Annotated in this window: 13 protein-coding genes, 4 tRNA genes and 4 pseudogenes; 9 read left to right on the forward strand and 12 right to left on the reverse strand. The window is 54.0% G+C overall.

What is annotated here, in order from left to right:
- Nucleotides 1-66: 66 nt before the first annotated feature.
- From FFH21_RS03690 to FFH21_RS03715, 5 genes are all read right to left on the reverse strand, one after another.
- Nucleotides 67-684, reverse strand: coding sequence for a TetR/AcrR family transcriptional regulator (locus tag FFH21_RS03690; RefSeq protein WP_041924425.1), 618 nt, complete (start codon nt 682-684; stop codon nt 67-69).
- Nucleotides 685-1,014: 330 nt separating this feature from the next.
- Nucleotides 1,015-2,352, reverse strand: coding sequence for a sigma-54 dependent transcriptional regulator (locus FFH21_RS03700; protein WP_011167664.1), 1,338 nt, complete (start codon nt 2,350-2,352; stop codon nt 1,015-1,017).
- A gap of 2 nt (nt 2,353-2,354) precedes the next feature.
- Nucleotides 2,355-3,947, reverse strand: coding sequence for a nitrogen regulation protein NR(II) (locus FFH21_RS03705; RefSeq protein ID WP_011167665.1), 1,593 nt, complete (start codon nt 3,945-3,947; stop codon nt 2,355-2,357).
- The gene (locus FFH21_RS03710) at nt 3,937-4,176 is read right to left on the reverse strand and encodes a PP0621 family protein (protein WP_002551997.1); all 240 of its coding nucleotides are present in this window, start codon (nt 4,174-4,176) and stop codon (nt 3,937-3,939) included. The genes FFH21_RS03705 and FFH21_RS03710 overlap by 11 nt, the downstream gene beginning before the upstream one ends.
- A 129-nt stretch (nt 4,177-4,305) precedes the next feature.
- Nucleotides 4,306-5,328, reverse strand: coding sequence for an outer membrane protein assembly factor BamD (locus FFH21_RS03715; protein WP_005733851.1), 1,023 nt, complete (start codon nt 5,326-5,328; stop codon nt 4,306-4,308).
- Nucleotides 5,329-5,477: 149 nt separating this feature from the next.
- On the opposite strand from FFH21_RS03715, the gene rluD reads away from it, so the two are divergent.
- The 7 genes from rluD (at nt 5,478) to FFH21_RS03750 (ending at nt 10,631) form a co-directional block, all read left to right on the forward strand.
- A complete protein-coding gene (gene rluD, locus FFH21_RS03720; protein WP_002551999.1) occupies nt 5,478-6,440 on the forward strand; it encodes a 23S rRNA pseudouridine(1911/1915/1917) synthase RluD in 963 nt (320 codons plus the stop codon).
- Nucleotides 6,437-7,165 carry a peptidoglycan editing factor PgeF gene (gene pgeF, locus FFH21_RS03725; RefSeq protein ID WP_011167666.1) on the forward strand — a complete coding sequence of 243 codons (729 nt, stop codon included), beginning with the start codon at nt 6,437-6,439 and terminating at the stop codon, nt 7,163-7,165. The genes rluD and pgeF overlap by 4 nt, the downstream gene beginning before the upstream one ends.
- 171 nt (nt 7,166-7,336) lie before the next feature.
- Nucleotides 7,337-9,901 (forward strand): ATP-dependent chaperone ClpB, encoded by a 2,565-nt coding sequence (gene clpB, locus FFH21_RS03730; RefSeq protein ID WP_004663469.1) that lies wholly within the window; start codon nt 7,337-7,339, stop codon nt 9,899-9,901.
- Between the two features lie 295 nt (nt 9,902-10,196).
- Nucleotides 10,197-10,272, forward strand: a tRNA-Asn gene (locus tag FFH21_RS03735).
- A gap of 29 nt (nt 10,273-10,301) precedes the next feature.
- A tRNA-Pro gene (locus FFH21_RS03740) sits at nt 10,302-10,378 on the forward strand.
- Between the two features lie 5 nt (nt 10,379-10,383).
- Nucleotides 10,384-10,459, forward strand: a tRNA-Lys gene (locus FFH21_RS03745).
- A 95-nt stretch (nt 10,460-10,554) separates the two neighbouring features.
- Nucleotides 10,555-10,631 (forward strand) — tRNA-Pro (locus FFH21_RS03750).
- Nucleotides 10,632-10,942: 311 nt separating this feature from the next.
- On the opposite strand, the gene FFH21_RS03755 is transcribed toward FFH21_RS03750, so the two are convergent.
- The 7 genes and pseudogenes from FFH21_RS03755 to FFH21_RS03785 all read right to left on the reverse strand — a co-directional run bounded on the left by FFH21_RS03755 (nt 10,943) and on the right by FFH21_RS03785 (nt 20,687).
- Nucleotides 10,943-12,160: a site-specific integrase gene (locus FFH21_RS03755; RefSeq protein ID WP_011167667.1), complete on the reverse strand. Its 1,218-nt coding sequence runs from the start codon at nt 12,158-12,160 to the stop codon at nt 10,943-10,945.
- A gap of 11 nt (nt 12,161-12,171) precedes the next feature.
- Nucleotides 12,172-12,453, reverse strand: a pseudogene (locus tag FFH21_RS03760) (transposase); the annotation flags it as partial.
- Between the two features lie 72 nt (nt 12,454-12,525).
- A complete protein-coding gene (locus FFH21_RS03765; protein WP_011167669.1) occupies nt 12,526-14,058 on the reverse strand; it encodes a conjugal transfer protein TraG N-terminal domain-containing protein in 1,533 nt (510 codons plus the stop codon).
- A 145-nt stretch (nt 14,059-14,203) separates the two neighbouring features.
- Nucleotides 14,204-15,031 (reverse strand): annotated as a pseudogene (locus FFH21_RS03770) (integrating conjugative element protein); the annotation flags it as partial.
- A gap of 380 nt (nt 15,032-15,411) precedes the next feature.
- Entirely contained in the window at nt 15,412-17,205 is a 1,794-nt protein-coding gene (locus FFH21_RS03775) for a hypothetical protein (protein ID WP_134933120.1), read from the reverse strand.
- A gap of 204 nt (nt 17,206-17,409) precedes the next feature.
- The gene (locus tag FFH21_RS03780) at nt 17,410-18,861 is read right to left on the reverse strand and encodes a toprim domain-containing protein (RefSeq protein WP_011167672.1); all 1,452 of its coding nucleotides are present in this window, start codon (nt 18,859-18,861) and stop codon (nt 17,410-17,412) included.
- A gap of 287 nt (nt 18,862-19,148) precedes the next feature.
- Complete coding sequence (locus FFH21_RS03785; RefSeq protein ID WP_011167673.1) at nt 19,149-20,687, reverse strand: P-loop ATPase, Sll1717 family; 1,539 nt, start codon at nt 20,685-20,687, stop codon at nt 19,149-19,151.
- Nucleotides 20,688-20,982: 295 nt separating this feature from the next.
- Here FFH21_RS03785 and FFH21_RS30415 point away from each other — a divergent pair.
- Nucleotides 20,983-21,105: pseudogene (locus FFH21_RS30415) on the forward strand (integrase); the annotation flags it as partial.
- A 20-nt stretch (nt 21,106-21,125) separates the two neighbouring features.
- A pseudogene (locus FFH21_RS03795) lies at nt 21,126-21,470 on the forward strand (type II secretion system protein GspD); the annotation flags it as partial.
- Nucleotides 21,471-21,688: the final 218 nt, after the last annotated feature.

A 21,688-nucleotide genomic window follows, 5' to 3' on the forward strand; every position in this document is an offset into this window, starting at 1 on the left:
CAGTGATCAGTGTCTGCACTTTGATTCCAGTGACCAATTTAGTCAATAGTCACAAGTGTTGTTTTGTTAAGGCGACAGACTGCGCAGCACCAAGCTGGATAACTGACTCGGCCCTTCGTCGGTGTGCTCGAAGCTGTATTGCAGCAGCAGCGGGTTGATGTAGGGGCGCATGACCAAATAGATCGCCATGACCGTTTCATCAAGAGGCGTCTTGCGCTCAAAGTCGCCGGTCTGTCGGCCTTCCTGCAGAATGTCCCGGAGAGTTGCCTTGAGGTGTTCCTCGTAAACCAACGTTGCCTGCCAGCGTTCGGTAGCTGCCGATGTGGCGATTTCGTACAGCTTGCGGTCCTGCGAAAACAGGCGAATGCTGGCTTCAACGACTGATTTGAACATGCGTCGCAGCTTTTCCGGTGGCTGGTCCGTTTGGCTGATTGCGGCGCTGACTTCGGCCTCGATTTCACTCAGGCAGTGGGCGCAGATCATCTCGCCGATGGCCTGTTTGGACTCGAAGAACTTGTAAATGTACGCCTTGGAAAAGCCGATCGCCCTGGCGAGATCGGACATGGTGGTCTTGCCGTAACCGTACTGGCTGAAATGTTCGGTGGCCGCAATCACGATCTGATCACGAATCTCATGGTCCACCGGACCACGACCTGCTGCGGGATTGCTGATGTTTTTGCTCATGGGGCGGAGCTTACTGATATTGGAGTAAGTGGACAATAAGTGACATTGTTGGGGATTGGTCACGAACATTACGGTCTCAACGCACGCGACATCCAACCGGGACCGGACGCAGAGCGTCCAGAAATGGCATGCCGACGCGGAGCGTCGCAGATTATCGTTGCCCAGACACTTATCGTTCCTCACGCTCCAGCGTGGGAATGCCTTGCGTGACGCTCTGCGTCACAAATCTGCGCTGCGCCGCCTATTCAGGATAGGACGCAGAGCGTCCAGAAACGCATGCCGACGCGGAGCGTCGCACGATAGTCGGTCAGGCTGTGCCGTACGGAGCGCTCAATCCAGGCCCAGTTTCTTCAGCCGGTAACGCAGCGATCTGAAGGACAAGCTGAGCCTTTCTGCCGCTGCGGTACGGTTCCAGCGGGTTTCTTCCAGGGCCTGCAGAATGAGCTTGCGCTCGATGCTTTCCAGGTAGTCTTCAAGGTTGTCGATGTCGGCCAGGCTAGGACCGTTGTGCTCCTGGGGGCTGGCGGACTCTGCAAGGCGCAGGTCGCTGGCATGGATTTCATCGTTTTCACAGAGCGTGTAGGCGCGCTCCAGCATGTTTTCCAGTTCGCGCACGTTGCCGGGGAATCGGTAGCTCTTCAGCGTGTCGAGCGCCTGCGCATTCAGGCGCGCCACCGGTTGCGTGCCATTGCCAGCAAGTCGCTTTAGAACACTGGCTGCCAGTTGATCGATGTCCTCGCGCCGTTCGCGCAATGAGGGGACGCGCACTTCGATCACGTTCAACCGGTAATACAGATCCTGACGGAAACGGCCTGCCGCAACCTCTGCATTAAGGTTCTTGTGCGTGGCGCACAGAATGCGTACGTCCACAATCTGTTCTTGCTGGCTGCCTACACTGCGGATTGATTTTTCCTGGATGGCTCGCAACAGCTTTACCTGCATGGCCAGCGGTAGGTCGGCCACCTCGTCGAGAAACAGCGTCCCGGTATGTGCCGCCTGAAACAGACCGGGCTTGTCTTCGTGGGCACCGCTGAAACTGCCCTTGCGATGGCCAAAGAATTCACTCTCCATCAGCTCGGAAGGAATGGCCCCGCAATTCACCGGTATGAACGGTTTATCGATGCGCGGACCCTGCTCGTGGATCAGCCGCGCTACAAGCTCCTTGCCGCTGCCCGATTCGCCGCTGATGTAGATCGGTGCCTGGCTGCGGGCCAGCTTGCCGATCTGGTTGCGCAAGGTACGCATCGCCAGCGAGTCGCCCAGCAGGCGGCTGTCGATGCTGCGGGCTGGCTGGGCGCAAGGCAGGCTCAGCGCACTATTGACCAGTTCGCGCAGCCTGCCGAGGTCAACCGGCTTGGTCACAAAATCGAAAGCCCCGGCCTTGAGCGCATTAATCGCGGTGTCCAGGTTGCCGTGGGCAGTGATCATCGCCACTGGCACATGGGGGTAGCCGTGCTGAATATGCTGCACCAGCTCAAGGCCGTTGCCGTCGGGCAGACGCATGTCGGTCAGGCACATATCGAACGGCTCGCGGGCCAGCCAGTCGTGGGCCTCGGCAACATTGCGGGCGCATCGGGTGTCGAGTTTCATGCGCCCCAGAGTGATCTCCAGCAGTTCGCGGATATCCGGCTCGTCATCGACTATCAGGATTTTTTGCCGTTGGCTCATGCTCAGCTCGTTTTGAACGGGTGGGCGAAGGTTATGCGCAGACAACTGCCGCCACCTTGCCGCGGGACGTATTCCAGGTGCGCCTGATTGCTTTCGCACAGCTCGCGTGACAGATATAGACCAAGACCGGTGCCTTTGCTTTCCGTGGTGAAAAACGGCTCGAATAGCTTGGCCAAATGTTGCTCGCTGACCCCCGGCCCGTCGTCCTGTACTTCCAGAATCGGCAAATCGCTTTGTCGGTCGTGATGCAGCTTCAGCCAGACCTGCGCTGACGAATGATTTCTGCCGCTGTAGCGCAGGCCGTTCTGTAGCAGGTTGGTCATGATCTGGGTCAGTTGCCCGGAATCCATGCGGGTTGTCAGCGTGCCGGGGCTTATGTCGACATGAATCGACTGATTGGGCGCAGTGGAACTGCGAAATTCAGTGACAAAGTGTTCCAGCCAGGTTTTCAGATCGAGCAGTTCGGGCTGCGCTTCGCGTCTGCGCGACAATTGCAGAACATTTTCGATGACCCGATCAATACGCCCCGACTGATCATGAATGATCTGCCCCAGGCGTCGGTCCGCTGCGCTGAGTTCTTCCGACTCGTTGAGTAACTGTGCGGCATGGCTGACTGCGCCCAGCGGGTTGCGTATCTCGTGGGCAATCCCGGCGGTCAGGCGTCCCAGCGCGGCGAGCTTGAGCTGCTGCGCCTGATGAGCAATTTGCGACAGGTCTTCAAGAAAGATCAGCGTCTGGCGCTGATCGCCACGATTGAGTGCGGCAAAGCTCGGTTGCAGCACCGGCCCGATGGGTGAAGTCGTGACGCTGCGCGGCACCATGATCGGGTTGACGAGCCACTGACGCAGGCGTTCCACCAACTGTGGCGAGTAAGCGTCGATAACCTGGCCGACCAGTCGCTCGTGGCCGAGCAGGGTCAGGGCTCCTTGATTGGCCAGCAGCACCTGACGGTTGGCATCCAGTACCAGAATGCCGGTACGCATGCGTTGCAGAATCAGCGCGTTGAGTTCTTCAAGGCTGTCGACATCCGCTGCACGCTGTTCGGCCAGCACTTCGCTGACCTGCATGCGCGCTGTCAGCGCCTGCACCAGCATTGCGGCGGCGAAGCACAGGGCACCCAGAGAGCCAGCCTGCACGTAGTCGTTGGAAACCGACGGTGTACCGAAGCTGACATAGAACGTCAGGTAGATGATGCCGATGGCAGAAACGGCGGCGATCAGCAAACCGATACGGCCCCGCAGCAATACATTGCTGATTGCTACGGAAGCAATCAACAGATTGCCGATGCCGCTGGAAGGGCCACCCGCCGCGTAGAACAGCGCAGAGAGCATGATTGCGTCAGTCATTGCCAGACTGAACAGCTGCGCCTGACGGCTGGGACGCTCCAGCAGCACGACGACCAGAATGTTGAACACCAGATACAGCCAGCAACCCGAGCGGAACAGGTTTGGATTGGCCAGTTGCAACAGTTCGGTTTCCAGACTGCTGGAAATCAGCAGGACCAGTACCACGCCGATGGTCAGTCGATAAAGGTGGTAAAGTCGCAGAATCCTTTGCGCCTGTGGGCTGGCAAGCGAGGGCGTGTCAGCGGTCACGTGCCGCAGGGCCTTCCAGGCGGTGTGCCTCGCTGCAATACCATTGCTGTGCCTGGCTCAGCGCGCGATCCTGAGGGAGATGAACGCCACAGTGTGCGCAGCGCACCATTGGGGTGGCCGCTATTTCAGGCGGCTCGGCACGGGACTTCGGCTTGGGGGGATTGATCAGGCGCTTGACGAACCAGATCACCGCCGCGATCAACGCGGCCCACATGAGTAAGCGAACCATGACTACCAGCTTAGTGATTGACGATGGCGCAGTGTAGCCAAGGTACAGTCAGGCGCACAGTGGCTGCGGCGCATAAATGTGCTGCATAAAAAAAGAGGCCCGAAGGCCTCTTTCTTAATGCCGTGAAGATCAGTCGAACAGACCCAGGGTCATGTAGCTGAACCACGAACGGCTCTTGGTGCCTTTCGCTTCGGCGTCTTTTTCCGCCTGCTCGTCCAGCTCTGCCTGATTTTCCGGCAACAGCTCTTTCGGAATGGCGTCCTTGGCGTCCTGATACTGCTTCTTGATGTCCTGATCGGCACGGGTCTGGCCCGGTGGCAGCGGTGCGCTACCGTCGATCAGACCAAGGGTCGCTTTCGACAGCCACGAGCGGTTGTCGGCTTCGGCCTGACGCGGGGTGAACTTGCCGTCAGCCAATTGCGGGTGGTTCGGGTAGTTGGTTTTGAGCACTTCAAGGCTGGTGGCTGCCAGATCGTCGAGGTGCAGACGCTGATAGGACTCGACCATAACGGCCAGACCGTCACCTACCGATGGCGTCTCCTGGAAGTTTTCCACGACATAGCGGCCACGGTTGGCGGCGGCGACATAGGCCTGACGGGTCAGGTAGTAGTCGGCTACGTGAATTTCGTAGGAGGCCAGCAGGTTGCGCAGGTAGATCATGCGCTGCTTGGCATCCGGCGAATAACGGCTGTTCGGGAAGCGGCTGGTCAGCTGAGCGAACTCGTTGAACGAGTCGCGGGCAGCGCCCGGGTCACGTTTGGTCTGGTCCAGCGGCAGGAAGCGCGCCAGCAGGCCGACGTCCTGATCGAAGGAGGTCAGGCCCTTCATGTAATACGCGTAATCGACGTTCGGGTGTTGCGGATGCAGACGGATGAAACGCTCGGCAGCGGATTTGGCTGCTTCGGGTTCACCGTTCTTGTAGTTCGAGTAGATCAACTCGAGCTGGGCCTGATCAGCGTAGCGACCGAACGGATAGCGTGATTCCAGTGCCTTGAGTTTCTCCGTGGCACTGTTATAGCTGTTATTTCCCAGGTCGGCCTGCGCCTGCTGGTACAGCTCGACTTCGCTGAGGTTTTCGTCGATGACTTCCTTCGACGAACAGGCCGCAGTCAATGCGAGGATGGCGATCAGCAGCAGGTGTTTCACTTGCATGGCGGCTTGCGTCCCTATAACGGCCTGCTGTCTTGGGCGGGGCCGTCCTGTTATGATGAGCGCCCCGCGATACCGGCGGGACAAAAGACGCCGTATTTAACCACAAGCGCGCTGCCGAAACCAAAGGCTAGCCGCCACCTAGTCTGGTCATGTCCGAAAATATAGAACTCCGCGCAGAGGTGCCGTCCGAATTGGGCGGTCAACGCCTCGATCAAGTCGCCGCACAATTATTCGCTGAGCACTCGCGCTCGCGCCTTTCCGCCTGGATCAAGGACGGCCGCCTGACTGTGGACGGAGGCGTATTGCGCCCCCGCGACATCGTGCATGGTGGCGCTGTTCTCGAGCTGATTGCCGAGCAGGAGGCCCAGGGTGAATGGGTTGCTCAGGACATCGAGCTCGACATCATCTATGAAGACGACCAGATCCTCGTCATCAACAAGCCTGCGGGTCTGGTGGTGCATCCGGCTGCCGGTCATGCCGACGGCACGCTGCTCAATGCCTTGCTGCACCATGTGCCGGACATCATCAATGTTCCGCGTGCCGGCATCGTGCATCGTCTGGACAAGGACACCACTGGTCTGATGGTGGTCGCCAAGACCATTCAGGCACAGACCCAACTGGTTACCCAGTTGCAGAGTCGCAGTGTCAGTCGTATCTACGAGTGCATCGTGATTGGCGTGGTGACCGCAGGCGGCAAGATCGACGCACCGATCGGCCGTCACGGCCAGCAGCGCCAGCGCATGGCCGTGATGGAAGGCGGCAAGCAGGCGGTCAGTCATTACCGCGTGCTGGAGCGCTTCCGTTCGCACACCCATGTACGGGTCAAGCTGGAAACCGGGCGTACCCACCAGATTCGCGTGCACATGGCGCATATCAACTATCCGTTGGTCGGCGACCCTGCCTATGGCGGTCGTTTCCGTATTCCGCCAGCGGCCAGCCTGACCATGGTCGATTCGCTCAAGACCTTCCCGCGGCAGGCGTTGCATGCCCGCTTTCTGGAGCTGGATCATCCGACCACCGGTAAGCGCATGAGCTGGGAGTCGCCACTGCCGGATGATTTCGTCTGGTTGCTGTCGCTGCTCAAGCAGGATCGCGAGGCGTTCATCGGGTGAATGACTGGCTGATACCTGACTGGCCTGCGCCAGCTCAGATCAAGTCGTGCGTTACCACCCGCTCGGTTGGGGTCAGTCTGGCCCCGTTCGACAGCTTCAATCTGGGCGATCACGTCGATGACAGCCCGCAGGCCGTGGCGAGCAATCGCCAGCGCCTGACCGCCAGTCTCAAGGCTCAGCCCGCCTGGTTAAAGCAGGTGCATGGCGTAGACGTTGTACCTGCCGATCCATCCCGTGTCGTCGAGGCCGATGCCAGCTGGACGAGCACGCCAGGCGTGGCCTGCACCATCATGACCGCCGACTGCCTGCCCGCGCTGTTCTGTCGTCGTGACGGTACGCGTGTGGCTGCCGCGCATGCCGGCTGGCGCGGGCTGGCGGCCGGGGTGCTGGAAGCGACGGCCGACAGTTTGCAGTGCGCTCCTGAAGACATCATGGTCTGGCTGGGTCCGGCCATCGGCCAGCCGTCGTTCGAAGTCGGCCCCGAGGTGCGCGAGGCCTTTACCGCCAGCCACCCGCAGACAGCCGCTGCGTTTGTCGCCAGTTCGAATCCTGATCGTTTCATGGCCGACATCTATGCGCTCGCCCGGTTAAGACTGGCAGCCCAAGGTGTCTCTGCCGTGTATGGCGGCGGGCTGGATACCTTCACCGACCCGCGCTTCTTTTCCTACAGGCGTGCCACGCGCACTGGCCGCTTCGCTTCGCTGATATGGATCGAACACGCCTGATTGCCGGGCTGTTTTGCACATTCCAGCTAGACTTGCCTGAACACTCGTCTGATCTGTATCAACCCCGGCCCGCTTGAAACGCGCAGAATCGTCCGCATCTAACTGGCTATTCAGCAGGTTTTCTTTATAGGTGTGTTCATTGCTCCGGCCTGCATTAAAGGAAGGTGACTAATGCGTATCGACAGATTGACCAGTAAATTACAGTTAGCGTTATCCGATTCCCAGTCGCTGGCCGTTGGCCTCGACCATCCCGCCATCGAACCTGCGCACTTGATGCAGGCGCTGCTTGAGCAGCAGGGCGGTTCCATCAAGCCTCTGCTGTTGCAGGTAGGCTTCGACATCAACAGCTTGCGCAAGGAACTGAGCGCAGAGCTGGACCGACTGCCAAAAATCCAGAACCCCACTGGCGACGTCAACATGTCGCAGGATCTTGCGCGCCTGCTTAACCAGGCCGACCGTCTGGCACAGCAGAAAGGCGATCAATTCATTTCCAGCGAGCTGGTGCTGCTCGCGGCAATGGACGAGAACAGCAAGCTCGGCAAATTGTTGCTGGGGCAGGGCGTCAGCAAGAAAGCTCTGGAAAATGCCATCAACAACCTGCGCGGCGAAGGTGCCGTGAATGACCCTAACGTCGAAGAGTCGCGTCAGGCGTTGGACAAGTACACCGTCGACCTGACCAAGCGTGCCGAAGAGGGCAAGCTCGACCCGGTGATCGGTCGTGATGACGAGATTCGTCGCACCATTCAGGTCCTGCAACGCCGTACCAAGAACAACCCGGTGCTGATCGGTGAGCCTGGCGTGGGTAAAACCGCTATCGCCGAAGGCCTGGCGCAACGCATCATCAACGGCGAAGTGCCGGATGGCCTGCGCGGCAAACGCTTGCTGTCGCTGGACATGGGCGCATTGATTGCAGGTGCCAAGTACCGTGGTGAGTTCGAAGAGCGCCTGAAATCGCTGCTCAACGAACTGTCCAAGCAGGAAGGCCAGATCATCCTGTTCATCGACGAACTGCACACCATGGTCGGCGCCGGCAAAGGCGAAGGCTCGATGGACGCTGGCAATATGCTCAAGCCTGCGCTGGCTCGCGGCGAGCTGCATTGTGTCGGTGCCACCACGCTCAACGAGTACCGCCAATATATAGAGAAGGACGCTGCGCTTGAGCGTCGTTTCCAGAAAGTGCTGGTGGACGAGCCGAGCGAAGAAGACACCATCGCAATCCTGCGTGGCCTGAAAGAGCGCTATGAAGTGCACCACAAGGTCGCCATTACTGACGGTGCGATCATCGCCGCGGCCAAGCTGAGCCATCGCTATATCACCGATCGCCAGTTGCCCGACAAGGCCATCGACCTGATCGACGAAGCGGCCAGCCGCATTCGTATGGAGATCGATTCCAAGCCTGAAGTGCTTGATCGTCTTGAGCGTCGCCTGATCCAGCTGAAAGTGGAAGCTCAGGCGCTCAAGAAGGAAAAGGATGAAGCGGCTATCAAGCGCTTGGAAAAACTCCAGGAAGAAGTGGTGCGCCTTGAGAAGGAATACGCCGATCTCGAAGAAATCTGGACCTCGGAAAAAGCTGAAGTAACGGGCTCTGCACAGATCCAGCAGAAAATAGAGCAGTCCCGTCAGGAACTGGAAGCGGCGCGTCGTCGTGGCGACCTGAACCGCATGGCCGAGTTGCAGTACGGGATCATTCCGGACCTGGAACGCAGCCTGCAAATGGTCGATCAGCACGGCAAACCCGAGAACCAATTGCTGCGCAGCAAAGTGACCGAGGAAGAAATTGCCGAAGTCGTGTCAAAGTGGACCGGTATTCCCGTGTCGAAAATGCTGGAAGGCGAGCGCGAGAAGCTGTTGCGCATGGAAACCCTGCTGCACAACCGGGTAATCGGTCAGGAAGAAGCGGTGGTCGCGGTCTCCAATGCCGTACGTCGTTCGCGTGCAGGGCTTTCCGACCCGAATCGTCCAAGCGGTTCGTTCATGTTCCTCGGTCCGACCGGTGTGGGTAAGACCGAACTCTGCAAGGCGCTTGCCGAATTCCTGTTCGATACCGAAGAGGCGATGGTGCGTATCGATATGTCCGAGTTCATGGAGAAACATTCCGTGGCTCGTCTGATCGGCGCACCACCGGGCTATGTCGGTTACGAAGAGGGCGGCTACCTGACCGAAGCTGTGCGTCGCAAGCCGTACTCGCTGATCCTGCTCGATGAGGTCGAGAAGGCACATTCCGACGTGTTCAACATCCTGTTGCAGGTGCTTGAAGACGGGCGCCTGACTGACAGCCACGGGCGGACGGTGGACTTCCGCAATACCGTGATCGTCATGACCTCCAACCTGGGCTCGGCCCAGATCCAGGAACTGGTCGGTGATCGTGAGGCGCAACGTGCTGCGGTGATGGATGCGGTGGGTACGCACTTCCGTCCGGAATTTGTGAACCGGATTGACGAAGTGGTGATCTTCGAACCGCTGGCGCGTGACCAGATCGCCGGTATCACCGATATCCAGCTGGGCCGCCTGCGCAAGCGTCTGGCTGAGCGCGAGCTGGCGCTGACCCTGAGCCCCGAGGCGCTGGACAAGCTGATTGCCGTCGGTTACGACCCGGTCTATGGAGCACGGCCGCTGAAGCGGGCGATCCAGCGCTGGATCGAGAACCCGCTGGCACAGATGATCCTCTCGGGCAGCTTCATGCCCGGTACCACCATCACCGGCAAGGTGGTCGACGACGAGATCGTGTTTGCCTGATAGCGCTCGCCAGCTCTATATAGAGGGCCCTCTCGCCGAGGGCCTTTTTTCTGAGGATGCTGCCAGCAGTAAAATCGGGCCTGAAAGGGGATCTGGGAAAAAATCGCAATTCATTGTCTTAAAAAGCAATTTATAGGGTTGACAGGTGGTTTTAAAATTGTAGAATAGCGCGCCTCAGAGACGTGAAGGCAACGATACAAACGAAGCGCGAAAGTCGATGAGATTGAAATCAACGAGTTAACAGCACGCTGGTTTCAAGGCAACAGGTTGTAAAGTTGAATCTGAAAACGATAGTTCCGCGATAGCTCAGTTGGTAGAGCAAGTGACTGTTAATCACTGGGTCCCTGGTTCGAGTCCAGGTCGTGGAGCCAGATTTCGCAAGGTTCAATGCAGTTTCAGTCGGGGTATAGCGCAGTCCGGTAGCGCGCCTGCTTTGGGAGCAGGATGTCAGGAGTTCGAATCCCCTTACCCCGACCATATTTGGGTCGTTAGCTCAGTTGGTAGAGCAGTTGGCTTTTAACCAATTGGTCGTAGGTTCGAATCCCACACGACCCACCATTTTTGGTTCCAAGGTTCACCTTGGAGCCGAATTTTAAAGATCTGATGCCACTCGTATCAGGTCGCAGGCAGCTAGTTGAGGTGCCTTGATTTACCGGGGTATAGCGCAGTCCGGTAGCGCGCCTGCTTTGGGAGCAGGATGTCAGGAGTTCGAATCCCCTTACCCCGACCAAACACTGTTGTGTGCTTCAGATCTTCAACTGCGGTGTGTAGTTTGCTTCTCGAGGCGAGCATTGCATGTGAAGCGATTTATCCAGACAAGCAGCCGTCTGTCGCGAAACATAACGCCGGCACGCGGTGATGTCAAATTGCAGCGCCTTGTTCCAAGCGAAAGCTTGTGAACAAGGCGTTTTTTTGTGCGCGCGACTCAGTGCTCACGCTTTATCGGCCGCATGACCGCCTTCCTGAATTTGGCTGTTGCTTCAGACCGTCTCGGGATTGAGGATTTTTAATGGCATTTAAGAATCAGCCGCGCCCTGTGCTTTACCCTGTTCGGCTGTTCCAGGTGTTCGTTTGAATGCATGCCGGTGTCAACTTTGCTATTTGCTCGTTCGGCCCGGACGGTATCGCGTCGCTCCCGGTGGTAGGCCCCATAACCAATCTGCCGCTAGCGGCTTCTCTCAGCCACAGCGAAAATTCGACAAGCCGCCGCGCGAGGTACTCCGGAATCATATCCCCGTGAGGGATAGCCCGTCCCATTCGCGGGTCAGAAGGGTCACCAAAAAGATCTGTTTGGTCTATGGGCAGTGGATCTGCTCTGGATGCTTCAGTTCGGTTCGACTCGGTTTTTTCGACCTCAGCATTGGTGCGGTAGACGCTATCAGCGTTCAGCTGTGAATGAGCATTTTCTTCTGGGGCAGGGGCTTGTGTGCTTTGAAAGGTCATACCTGTATCTGGGGAATGGCTGCTCGTTACCGAGCTCTGAACCAGATTCTTCACGGGCGCTTTCTTGCCTTTGCGTTCATTCTTTCGGTTCGCGGCATCAGAATGAGGCATGTAATTAATTTTCGCTGACCTCTTGCCGCGTTCATTCATAACCTCGCGCATCACGTCGTAATCAGGCTCGATATATTCCATCGTGGTCGTGATGTTGGAGTGATTGAGCAGGCTTTTTGTGATGTGAATGTTACGCTCCGGTTGTCGCATCATTTCACTGGCAATGGTATGCCTGAAGCGATGAGGGGTCATTCTCACGCCCGTCATGGCGGTGAGTTTTTTGTACATGGCTTCCACCTGATCGGAGTTCATCTGTGACCGGCTGTAATGGCCGGAAAACCTGTTCACGTTGAAAATCTGATCTGTAGGGGAAAATCCTACTCGGTGGGCAATATCCATGAGCTGCTTCAGGTGAGGCATCAGTCTGTCCGGTATCGGAATCATGAATTCTCGGTGCGTTTTTTCCGTCTCTCCCCTCACTTTGATCAGGCGTTCTCCCATGTCGATATCGGCGTATCTCAAGCAGATCAGGGCGTTGAGTCTAATGCCGGTGTAATAGAACATTTCAAACACGGCCAGCCAGAACCAAGCGGGGGTGATCTCTGCTCTTTTGGCGGTGGCCCGTTCCTCCTGAACCAAAATGTTTAGCCAGTTTCTTGCGCGCACAATGGCGTCTGTATTAATGGTTTTCTTCGGTCGTTTGGTTGGGATCACACGTGTTTCTTTCAAAGGGTTGACCTTCAGTTCGACGAGGCCATGTTCCATTGCATATCGGTATCCAGGCGAAGCGGCCCGTCGTCGGTCAGAACCGTCTTGCTGCTTTTGCCATTGCGCTGATTGGTCGACTCCTTAGGGCGCTCCGCGCCCTGAGGATAACCAAGGTGGTGACCCAGCTCGGCGCCTAGCGCACGCTCGATCAGAGCCTTCTTGAACGCCATGGACGCGTCTTGAATGGCTTCGGCGCTCATCGGGCCTTTAACAAACTGCTCGATCAGCTCTTGGGGAATCGAGGGCAACTCCCTCGCTGTTGCATTGGCGGACTTCTTTTTGGTCGGCATACATGCACCTCTAGCTACATGTTATGCCCGAACACAAAATTTCTGACAGTCTCCTTTCTTTATTCTGCGCTGTTACTTTTTTACCTGATTTATAATTTCTCCAGCTCCTTTTCCCCCTGCGGCTTGGGCAGATTTTGTTCCCTCGCTTAGCCCATTCATGAGTGAGCCAAGCTTCATTCCGGTCCAGCCCAAGGCAACTACCCAAAAGCTCGGAAGTACTAGGAACATGGCACCCATTACGAAGTCCAGCAGCAAGTCTCCCTGAGCATTGCTGGCCCCAAACACTGGGTCAAAATTGGAGTGGGGAACGTTACTGCCGATCCCGTTCCCGTAAAGGGCGTCCAAAATCGTGCTATCCACCCAGCGGGCCAGCTGGAACCAGAAGTCGACGAAGATCAAAGCGAACGCAGCAAAAGTAATCGTCATAACGACCTTCAGATCAAACATCCCGATCACCAGCACAAATGGAATGCAAATGATGAGAGCCATCTTCAGGAAGGCCATCACCATTGGGGCGGCTTGCCTTACGCTGTCCATGGCTGGATACATCACAAGAGATCCCGCTGCCTGACCAGCTGTAGCTGCAAGGCGTGTGAAGTCATTTAGCACTGAGCCACCGACTTGACCGCCATAGTCTGAATAAACCTGTCCCTGAGTCAGTTGCTGCTTCCTTGGCGAGACCAGATCGCGGATGACTGAGTCATCGACTTCGGTCTGTGTCATGAACTTTGCCCACTGGGCAAGCTTGCTCAGCAGATCTGGACTAACTTGTTCCAGCAGCCTGGCTCTGAGGCCGACGCTCCCATCCGACCACCATTGAGTGCATGTAGGAAACCCACCACCACCAGTGGTTTGTGGCAGGCCTGCGTCCCGGGTTGCGTCATAGGGCCATTTGGTTCGGGGAGTGTGTGACCTGAACCCAGAGAAACCATCGCTGTAATAGCCGGATGTTTGCAGGAAGAAGTGCGAACCGATCCAGTTGACGTCGTTGAGTTGATCATTGCTGAGGGTAGGCTGGGTCATGAACAGCTTTGCGCGCGCACGTGCGTAGCAATCGTTCGTGAAGTCAGCGACCTCCTGGGCAAGCAGCGGATCGTTGATGCGGGCCTTGTTGACGTCCATCCGGACCTGTTGCAAGTCGACTCCACACGGAATGGCCGCGACTGAGGCGGCAGTTGCTGCCTTGGACATGGCATGCACAAATAGCCACCATACGGGCACGGTGGCGCTTTTGCCGTTCAGCGTGCTGAAGGATGTTTCCCAGCCCGTGTCAGCCGGATTAGGTATCGAGTATTGGCATTGATCAGATCGGCTTCGGTCGAACTGGATGGTATCGATGCTGACGTTCACCAAGGGCATGCAGGCAAGAATGATGACTAGGATCGCTGTGTAGAAACGGTTCTCCACTCGGGCAAGGGAGAGGACGCCCTTGTTGCCCTCATCAGCCCCCTCACCGCGGGCCCTGAGCCATTCGCTGATGACAATGGCGGCAAAAGGGGCTGCGAAGAGTCCGCTGTCCTCGATCATGTTCCAGATGCCGCCGTTTATGAGCCATCCGACCAACGTCAGGTAATACTCAAGGTAGTCATTCGTGTGCAAGATCATGGCAGGTCAACTCCCGCTACAGTGGCGGCGCGCCGAAGCTCGAAAAGGAGAATGACGAAGATGGCCATGACCTCGCAGCGACGAAGTCCCGAGGGGATTAGATTTGTGTCTGACGCTCGCTGTTTAAGGGTGCGCCTTAGCCTGTATCCTGGTCATGCTCAGTCCTGAGTGCCTCGACCACTCCACGGGTAACAGGCAGAGAATCGCTGCTTGCTGCAGTCAAGTTTTCCGAGGTGAGCGCTTTGCTGCCCGAGATCAATTCCTGCAGCGCCTTTAGCTTGGAGTCGTAGGATTCCTGGATGAGAGGAGTGAGCCCAACGCCGGCAGTGGAGGTTGTTTTGGTGCAATCCTCGCAAGTGCGTTGTTGTTGCTCTCCCAGTACACGATTGGCGAAAGTGGTGGCTGCCTGAGGCGATGACCAGGTGGAACACACCATGCCGTTGTTGCAGGCCGAAGGACTAATGGACGATGTATCGGCCGCGCCGCGTCCGTTCAGCAAGTTGTATCCTGCACGGGTAACGTCGCCTACAACCTTGATAGGTTGTTGGCCAGATCCGCCGGCCTTATTTCCTCCGAGCCACGTAATACCGTCATTCCCTCCCTGCTTTTCGACCTGTGCAACGGCTGATACAGCATCTGTGTTCCCGTTTTTCACCGCCTGACTCATAGCCTGGCCCTCGGCGATCTTGTTCCAGCCCATCTGTCCTCCGGCGACATCGAGCATCTTGTCAGCAATGGCACGGCAAGTGCCTTTGGATCGGTCGAAGTCAAGACGACCCTGCAGGATGCCGTTGGTGAGCAGGTTGTACAAAGCGGGGTTAGCACGCTGAATAATCAGTCCAGGTAGTGATGAAACGGCGCTGGTAGCGTTTGAGATCATCGACCCCATGATCGTCTGAAATCCGGAAGTTGCTCCATTTAACTGATTCTGGAGCGTGTTGTTCATGTTCATGTTTCCGCAGACCAGGTTCGCAGCTGATTCAAAACCTGTTTTCAGGTGGAGAATCTGCCACTGCTGGTAGACCAGCATGCCGATCAGGACGATCAGGGCCACGATTTGCAGGACGGTGGTGCGGGAAAGAGAAGGGCGCAGTGGCAGCTTCATGGAGGACCTCACTCAAGATGTGAGGCACGTTCGCAAAAAATGTGGTTTGTAACAGTAGGAAACCCTTTTCCGGTCGGAATAGGTTTAGATCGCCGTAAGCTCTATGTGATAGCAGCTCACGGTTTTTTTTGGAACACATCCATCTTCAAATCTACTGACGGATCACTATCCAGCTGAGCTACCTCGCCTCAGGCTTAGAATGCGTTGCCGTAAGTGCTGAGCCTCGCCGCCCATCACCGCCAGTTATTTCAATCCTCGGATATGGAATCTGATGACGATAACTTTTCAGATTCTTGCTGCTTAATCTCCAATTCGAGACGTTGATATAGCTTTTCATAGGACAGGAACTTTACCATTCTCGTTTTGTTTAGCTGTGAGCGTGACGCTAGCTCCAGCAGGCTTCTGTATGTCTTCAAAAATGTGAGTTTGTAAGCCTTTTGAGCATCCGTGTCGTGTGTGACCACGTTTCCGCATTTCAAAAGCATTCTAACTATGTTGGTTAGTTCAGAGTTTTCTAGAGTCGCTAAGTAGTTTAAGTATTCTTTTTCGTCGACTAATGATAATCCTTCGATGACCCCATGAACTTGCATTCCACTTTTTGATTCCATTGCGCTGCTTATAAGCTCTTGCAAGTTGCGGTTTCTTACGCTGCATTTGGCCAAGAAGTACTCATTAAGCTTCTCATCTAGGTAGCTGGATGCTGGCCAATGGAATACATCCTCCTTGTCCTCAAAATTAAATTTTTGAATAATAGTGGACATGTATTGTTCGATTATCGGGTTTATCTCATCTGCACGATTGAGTTCGTAGTACAGGCCGGTAATGGAGTCGAGTTCGCTTAGTGTGAAGTGATGGAGGCCTTCAAGAATTGCACCGTTAAAGCCATCTATCACAGCTTGCTCGTTGTCAAAAAAAGATTTGTGATAAAAGTCCCATGCCGCTCTGAGTTTGTGCATATGCTTTTCATGTTCTATTTTTTCTTCAAATTTTTTAACAACCTCGTCAAGCTTGCTCTGCTCAACGTACCCATTCTGGACAAGCTTAATAATAGACATGTCGAGCTCATCTATAGCTGATAAGCCGTAGTCATGTAAATATTGAAGTTTTTTGTCGTGCTCCTCTCGCTTTTTTTGCATGGCAGGATCTGGATCGTTCAAATCAAACCAAGGCCTATATTGCTCTCGCAATATGAACTCAATTTCGGCTTTGGCGTTCGGCCCCCCATAAATTGATTGGATGGCTAGGGGTAACACTAAAAAGGCTCGATCAACTACTTTGAGATCTTTGTTTTTTATCGATTTTAAGATTATCTCAGCGTAGCGCCTAATTTTGGTAAGTAGTCGGAGGTTGGTAATCTCAAGTTTTATGCAGTTTTCCTTGAGAATGCCAAAGACTTCTGGGTTCTCGGGAAGTGCGATTGAAGCAGCATCTCTGGCAGATGGTTCAAAATTGATTTCGTAGTCAAAAACTTTTTCGTGGTATGAGGTGTATTCGGCGCTAAGTCCTTGGTCATTTAGAAGCATCAGAACACGACAGTTTTTGCTCTCGCTTAGCAGAGATACTAGGCCTAGGACTTCTTTGTCATGTAGGGAGGAACTCTTGCGTTCAAAATCATCCAGCACAATCAGTGTGTCTGTTACCCTGAAAAATTGGAGCGCCTCGACTGCAGGTCCTACTCCGCGGAATCCGAATGCGGTTATGTCGTTCAGAAGTGATGAGCCTTTACGAAGCCAGCTGGAGGATTTACCAGCTAAATCCTTTAGATTTTCGTGAAAGCTATCTGCGCTGGGTTGTGATGCTGCACTTTCTCGGAGGACTTTATTCTCAAATAAAGCGCGCTTCAAATCTTTTAAAGTGCTTATTCCGAATAATGATACGTAACTGTAGTTGCGCTTCTTGAAGAGTCCTGCTTCGGCTGATACGACTTGCTGCCATAAGTGCGTCTTGCCTGTTCCCCAGGCCCCTTTCAAAACTATAGAAGAATCGTTATCTTCTGTGGCGAAGTTTTTTAATGTTGTTTTAATGTCTTGGATGTAGTTCAATTTTTCTTCCTTGGGCAGCATCGGCGCTAATTGGTACGTTCGGGTAAGCTCCCTACAGTGCAACTTCTGATGCTAGTGGTTGAAATGTCACACATTGCAGACTGGTACTAGTAACTTTGCTCGGCCCGTCAGTCAAGACTTTTGTGTTTGAGGCACCTACCGCCAGTTCGGGCAGAATAAAATGCCACCCGAAGGTGGCAATTTTTAAACGTTGATAAGCTGCCTCGCCAAAGCCATCTCTACGGAGTCACCGTCCTGGTTCAACGAGTCCAGACCAGACTCTGGAACATCCCCTGACGTGCTCTGTGATACGGCGATCTTCTTGGCCATCAGCTGCAGGCAGGTGATCTGAGAACTGCCGATGTAGCCGAAAAAGATCACCCTGACGTCCTGCTTCTGTCCGATCCTCCATGACCGCCTCGCCGCCTGTTGCACCGTGTAGACGTTGTAACCCGTCTGCATGAAGGCAATGGTCGGAAAGTCGAGCAGATCCAGACCTGTTTTTACGAGCTCCGGGTTGGTGATTAGTACGTCGACACCTCGATCAACCTGGTCGAGGATCCAGTCCTCGCGCCTGGCTGTGTCCACCGATGCACGCAGCACTGCCACCTTCAGTCCCGACTGTTCCAGCACCCGCTTCATGCGGCTTGTGGTGTCTCTGGTACCCGTGTAAACCGAGCAGACCAGAACCTTGCGGTTCCGAGCTTTTTCAGCAAGACATAGGTCCAGAAGGGCCTGTTCCTTCGGCATGAGTTCGTCGTCATCGAAGACCGACGGCACGAAAGCCAACGTGTCTCTGGATCGAGGATGTTTCACCACCTCAGGTCGAAAGCAGCAGTCCGGCCATGCCAACAGCACGTTCAACACCACCCCTAACAGCGTCGTATCTCTACGGGCCAGCGCCTGCCGAAGCTCGACGGTCAAGGTCTGGGCAAGCTTACGGTGAGCCGCCTCTTGGTCTGGAGACATCGGAACATCAATGAACTCCTCCCGATAACCAGGTAGCACGTTGCCGCCGATATCCTTGAGTTTCAGGAACACAGTGAAGGGTAGAACGAAGCGGTGAATGCCTTTCGGCCCAAACCCTGGAGCTTTGACGGTCCGCACGGAGAGTTTCTTACCTTTGGCCGTCTTGTGAGAACTGCCATCTCGCTCGGTGTAGATATCCTTCAATACCCCGTGATCTCGCATAAAGGACATTGCAGCCGGTGCCATGCTCCCTCGCGCGTTGGGTTGATAGCCGTCCTCGATCATACGTCTGGTGAGGATCCGGAACAGTAGGTAGAACAGATCGTCTGCATAACCACAGTAGTCGATCAGCTCGCGTGCGATCAGCTCACCTTCGCGGTCCGCATCGGTTGCTATGACGAGCTCAGTGGCCTCCTTGAGCAGTTGCTTGACGACCTTGAACTGACTGGATGTTTTCGGCTTAACGATCACTTTCCATTGCGCTGGCAGGATTGGGAGGGTGTCCAAGCTCCAGTTCTTCAGGTGCTCGCCATAAGCATCGGGAGGAGCGGTTTCCAGCAAATGTCCAATTCCCCATGTCACGGCCACACCATTGCCTTTGATGCAGCCGTTACCTCGTGCTTTGGCTCCGAGTACGGCGGCGATGTCTTTACCCTGGCTGGGCTTCTCGCACAGATACAAACGCATAAGGACTCCGATGAGGTGTTGCAGCTTAGGAAAGAGACGATGCACCTAAACCTTGAACGCCGTCTCATGAAACCCTAAACCAAGTCAAAATCGGTTTATGCGGACCACCCGTGAGTAGGGACTCATCGGTCGAGTGTTGTGCTACTGAGTGATACCTCTCATTAGTTTGTAGGAAAAATGGCCCTGTCTCAGGGGCCACCACAGCAGATCGCATGCCTGCCTTGGAGGGGCAGGCGGTAAAGCTGATTTAGTGTATGTGTTATTTTTATTCAGAAAGTAGCTGGGAGCTAGTATCGAAAAAAAAGTGGGTGAATAAAGAACTCTTTCTTATAGTCGCTGATATCAAGCTCTTGCTTTTCGAAACTAGAGTAGATGATCAGTGAGTCTGATTTTTTTATCCCTATCACACCAACTATGAACCAGATATTTAGGAGTAGGTTGAAGTCGCTGACCATGTCGTTTGTAAGCGTGTCCGAAGCTTCTTGGGTATAGGATAGAATCGCCATCTGGATTTGTTCGATTTTATCTTGTATGTCAACCGAAAAGAAGGAGGGTGTTTCTATTTCTGCTAAGCCGTTTATGTATCTGGTTATTTGGGGAAAAATACTTGCCCATTCTTTGCATAATGCTTGCTTTCTAGATACATAAAACTTTTCTTCCGCTTCGATTACTTGGTTCTCATTCAGCGCGGTTGAGCCATCAGCTTCTGAAAGACATAAGTTCACAAAGTCGATAGCATCCCTCGGTCTTAGCATGGTCCTTCTCAGTATGTAATCTTGGGCAACTTCGCTTTTAATTGGAAAAGAGAAAATATCAGAGAATCGAGTTGTAGCGTTTGACTGGTATTTGTCTTTGATGAGAAAGTCAATTCTATTATCAAGGATTTTTTGGATTTGGAGTTCGTCCCAATGGATATCCAAAATCAAAGACTTGTCTTTTTCTTCTTGCCTCAGGTTTTTAAGATATATCCCACGGATTATATCGGTTCGAATAGATATGATGATTTTTACCGTTTTTATGTCTAGGAGTTCTTTGAAGGCATCCAATAACGAATTTATGAAGTCATATCGTATTTCGCTTGAGCTCAGCCAAGATTTATCAAGGTCGTCGATGCTGATTATGAAACGATGTTGACCTTCACGAGATTTCTCCTCAGTGAGAACCTTGATCAGCTCCTTTTGTTTTCGAAGCAGTTCGGTACTAACGTATTGGGCAGTGGCTCTCTGTATCTTCTCGGTCAATTCTGTATTAGCTTTACCATCTAACTTTGCAGGCGGCATTGTGAAGCCGCCCGCTAGCTCTAGTTGCATTTTCTCAGTGATTTCACTAACTATGCTTTCATTAAAAAAATTGTCTTTGAATTTTTCGACGTATTCTTTCGCTAGTGTTGCGTTGTATTTCTTCTTGCCGGTGGTCGGTAAGTCTAGCATCATTTCAAAAAAGTTTTTGCCTGGGTATAATAACTCTACAACTTTAACAAGTAGGACGTGTATCCATAAGGATTTGTAGAATATTCTCAAGTCAACGTTGTTGTCGATTAATTTTGAAATAAATACGTTGTTTTTTATGTGTTCAAAAACGGTTGATTCAGCCTCAATGGTTAAGTGCTTCTTTATTTTTGGATTTTCAGATAACTGTTTTATAAGTGCGGTTTTACCTGATCCGGTTCGCCCGACGATTATCCGTTTGGCAAAATCTATTCCATCTTCGAAGCTCAACAGGTTTGAGTAAACATCCGTTTCCAAAAAGCAGCTTTTTAGAAAAGTATCGGTTTCGGCATCTAGGTTGCCGATTTTCGTATTGCGTCTGAATATCAAGGTTGCCATAGTCATCTCCATTTAACTGAACTCAGGATACCAATATGCCAATCGTTCTCAAGATATTTCTCTTTTAGCAATGTTTCTGAGTGCATGTGAAACCCGAGCAGGGGAAGGTAGGCATTTTTGGTTAGCGATATAAACCTTTTGCGAATGGGCATCTATCGGATGAAATGGAGTGATAAAATACGTTATCCCCAATTAATGCCGCTTGTCGGTTTTATGGCTAGTGAGCGCATCTTCAGTTGCTTTGGTGACTACAGGGTTCACCAATGATCGCAAACGAGCCAATGATGAGAAATATATGCACGAACTGACCAAAGCCCCTAAGAATGATCAGCGTCGGCTCACATCGGTCGAATTTCAGGCGCTGGCCCAAGTTCCGGCCGCGGTTCAGTGGTTTGCCAACCTGGACAATCCTCGAACATGACGTGCCTACCAAAATGACCTGGCGGTCTGGTGTACATGGACATTCAGCAGCAGGTCAGTGACGCCAACGGCAACCCGCGGATCTCAACGCGCTCGGTATCCACTCAGATGGCGGTGCAGAGCGGCCAGACCGTATTGCTCGGCGGCCTGATCAAACAGGACAACGCCGACACCGTGTCCGCCGTGCCCTATCTGGGCAGCATCCCGGGACTGCGCTGGCTGTTCGGCAACACCGTCAAAAGCAAGAAACGCACCGAGCTGGTAGTGCTGATCACCCCACGGGTCATCACCAGCAACAGCCAGGCCCGGCAAGTGACTGATGACTATCGTCAGCCGTTGCAGCTGATCAAGCCGATCCCTTGAATAGCGGCCAAGGCAACTCTTTGCGTCAAGGGCCGCTTATGTGCAACAAATACTGATGCGTGGAGCCTATTACTTTTCTGCAATTGTATCGTGATTAACACATCCTGTGCAGATTCAAGAGCTTCGTCAACGCAAAAAAATTGAGATCAGTAGCGCTTGATTGCAATCCAGCTGCGTTACGCCAACCATAATGGGCCCCCCATATCTGCATCGATGAA

The sequence above is a fragment of the Pseudomonas sp. KBS0707 genome (assembly GCF_005937945.2).
Lineage (GTDB): Bacteria > Pseudomonadota > Gammaproteobacteria > Pseudomonadales > Pseudomonadaceae > Aquipseudomonas > Aquipseudomonas amygdali.

Excerpts from the sequence above, each read along its gene's own strand:
- FFH21_RS03690 (WP_041924425.1), bottom strand. The coding sequence starts at position 684 with ATGAGCAAAAACATCAGCAATCCCGCAGCAGGTCGTGGTCCGGTGGAC.
- FFH21_RS03700 (WP_011167664.1), bottom strand. The coding sequence starts at position 2,352 with ATGAGCCAACGGCAAAAAATCCTGATAGTCGATGACGAGCCGGATATC.
- FFH21_RS03710 (WP_002551997.1), bottom strand. The coding sequence starts at position 4,176 with ATGGTTCGCTTACTCATGTGGGCCGCGTTGATCGCGGCGGTGATCTGG.
- FFH21_RS03715 (WP_005733851.1), bottom strand. The coding sequence starts at position 5,328 with ATGCAAGTGAAACACCTGCTGCTGATCGCCATCCTCGCATTGACTGCG.
- rluD (WP_002551999.1), top strand. The coding sequence starts at position 5,478 with ATGTCCGAAAATATAGAACTCCGCGCAGAGGTGCCGTCCGAATTGGGC.
- clpB (WP_004663469.1), top strand. The coding sequence starts at position 7,337 with ATGCGTATCGACAGATTGACCAGTAAATTACAGTTAGCGTTATCCGAT.
- FFH21_RS03755 (WP_011167667.1), bottom strand. The coding sequence starts at position 12,160 with ATGGAACATGGCCTCGTCGAACTGAAGGTCAACCCTTTGAAAGAAACA.
- FFH21_RS03765 (WP_011167669.1), bottom strand. The coding sequence starts at position 14,058 with ATGATCTTGCACACGAATGACTACCTTGAGTATTACCTGACGTTGGTC.
- FFH21_RS03780 (WP_011167672.1), bottom strand. The coding sequence starts at position 18,861 with ATGCGTTTGTATCTGTGCGAGAAGCCCAGCCAGGGTAAAGACATCGCC.
- FFH21_RS03785 (WP_011167673.1), bottom strand. The coding sequence starts at position 20,687 with ATGGCAACCTTGATATTCAGACGCAATACGAAAATCGGCAACCTAGAT.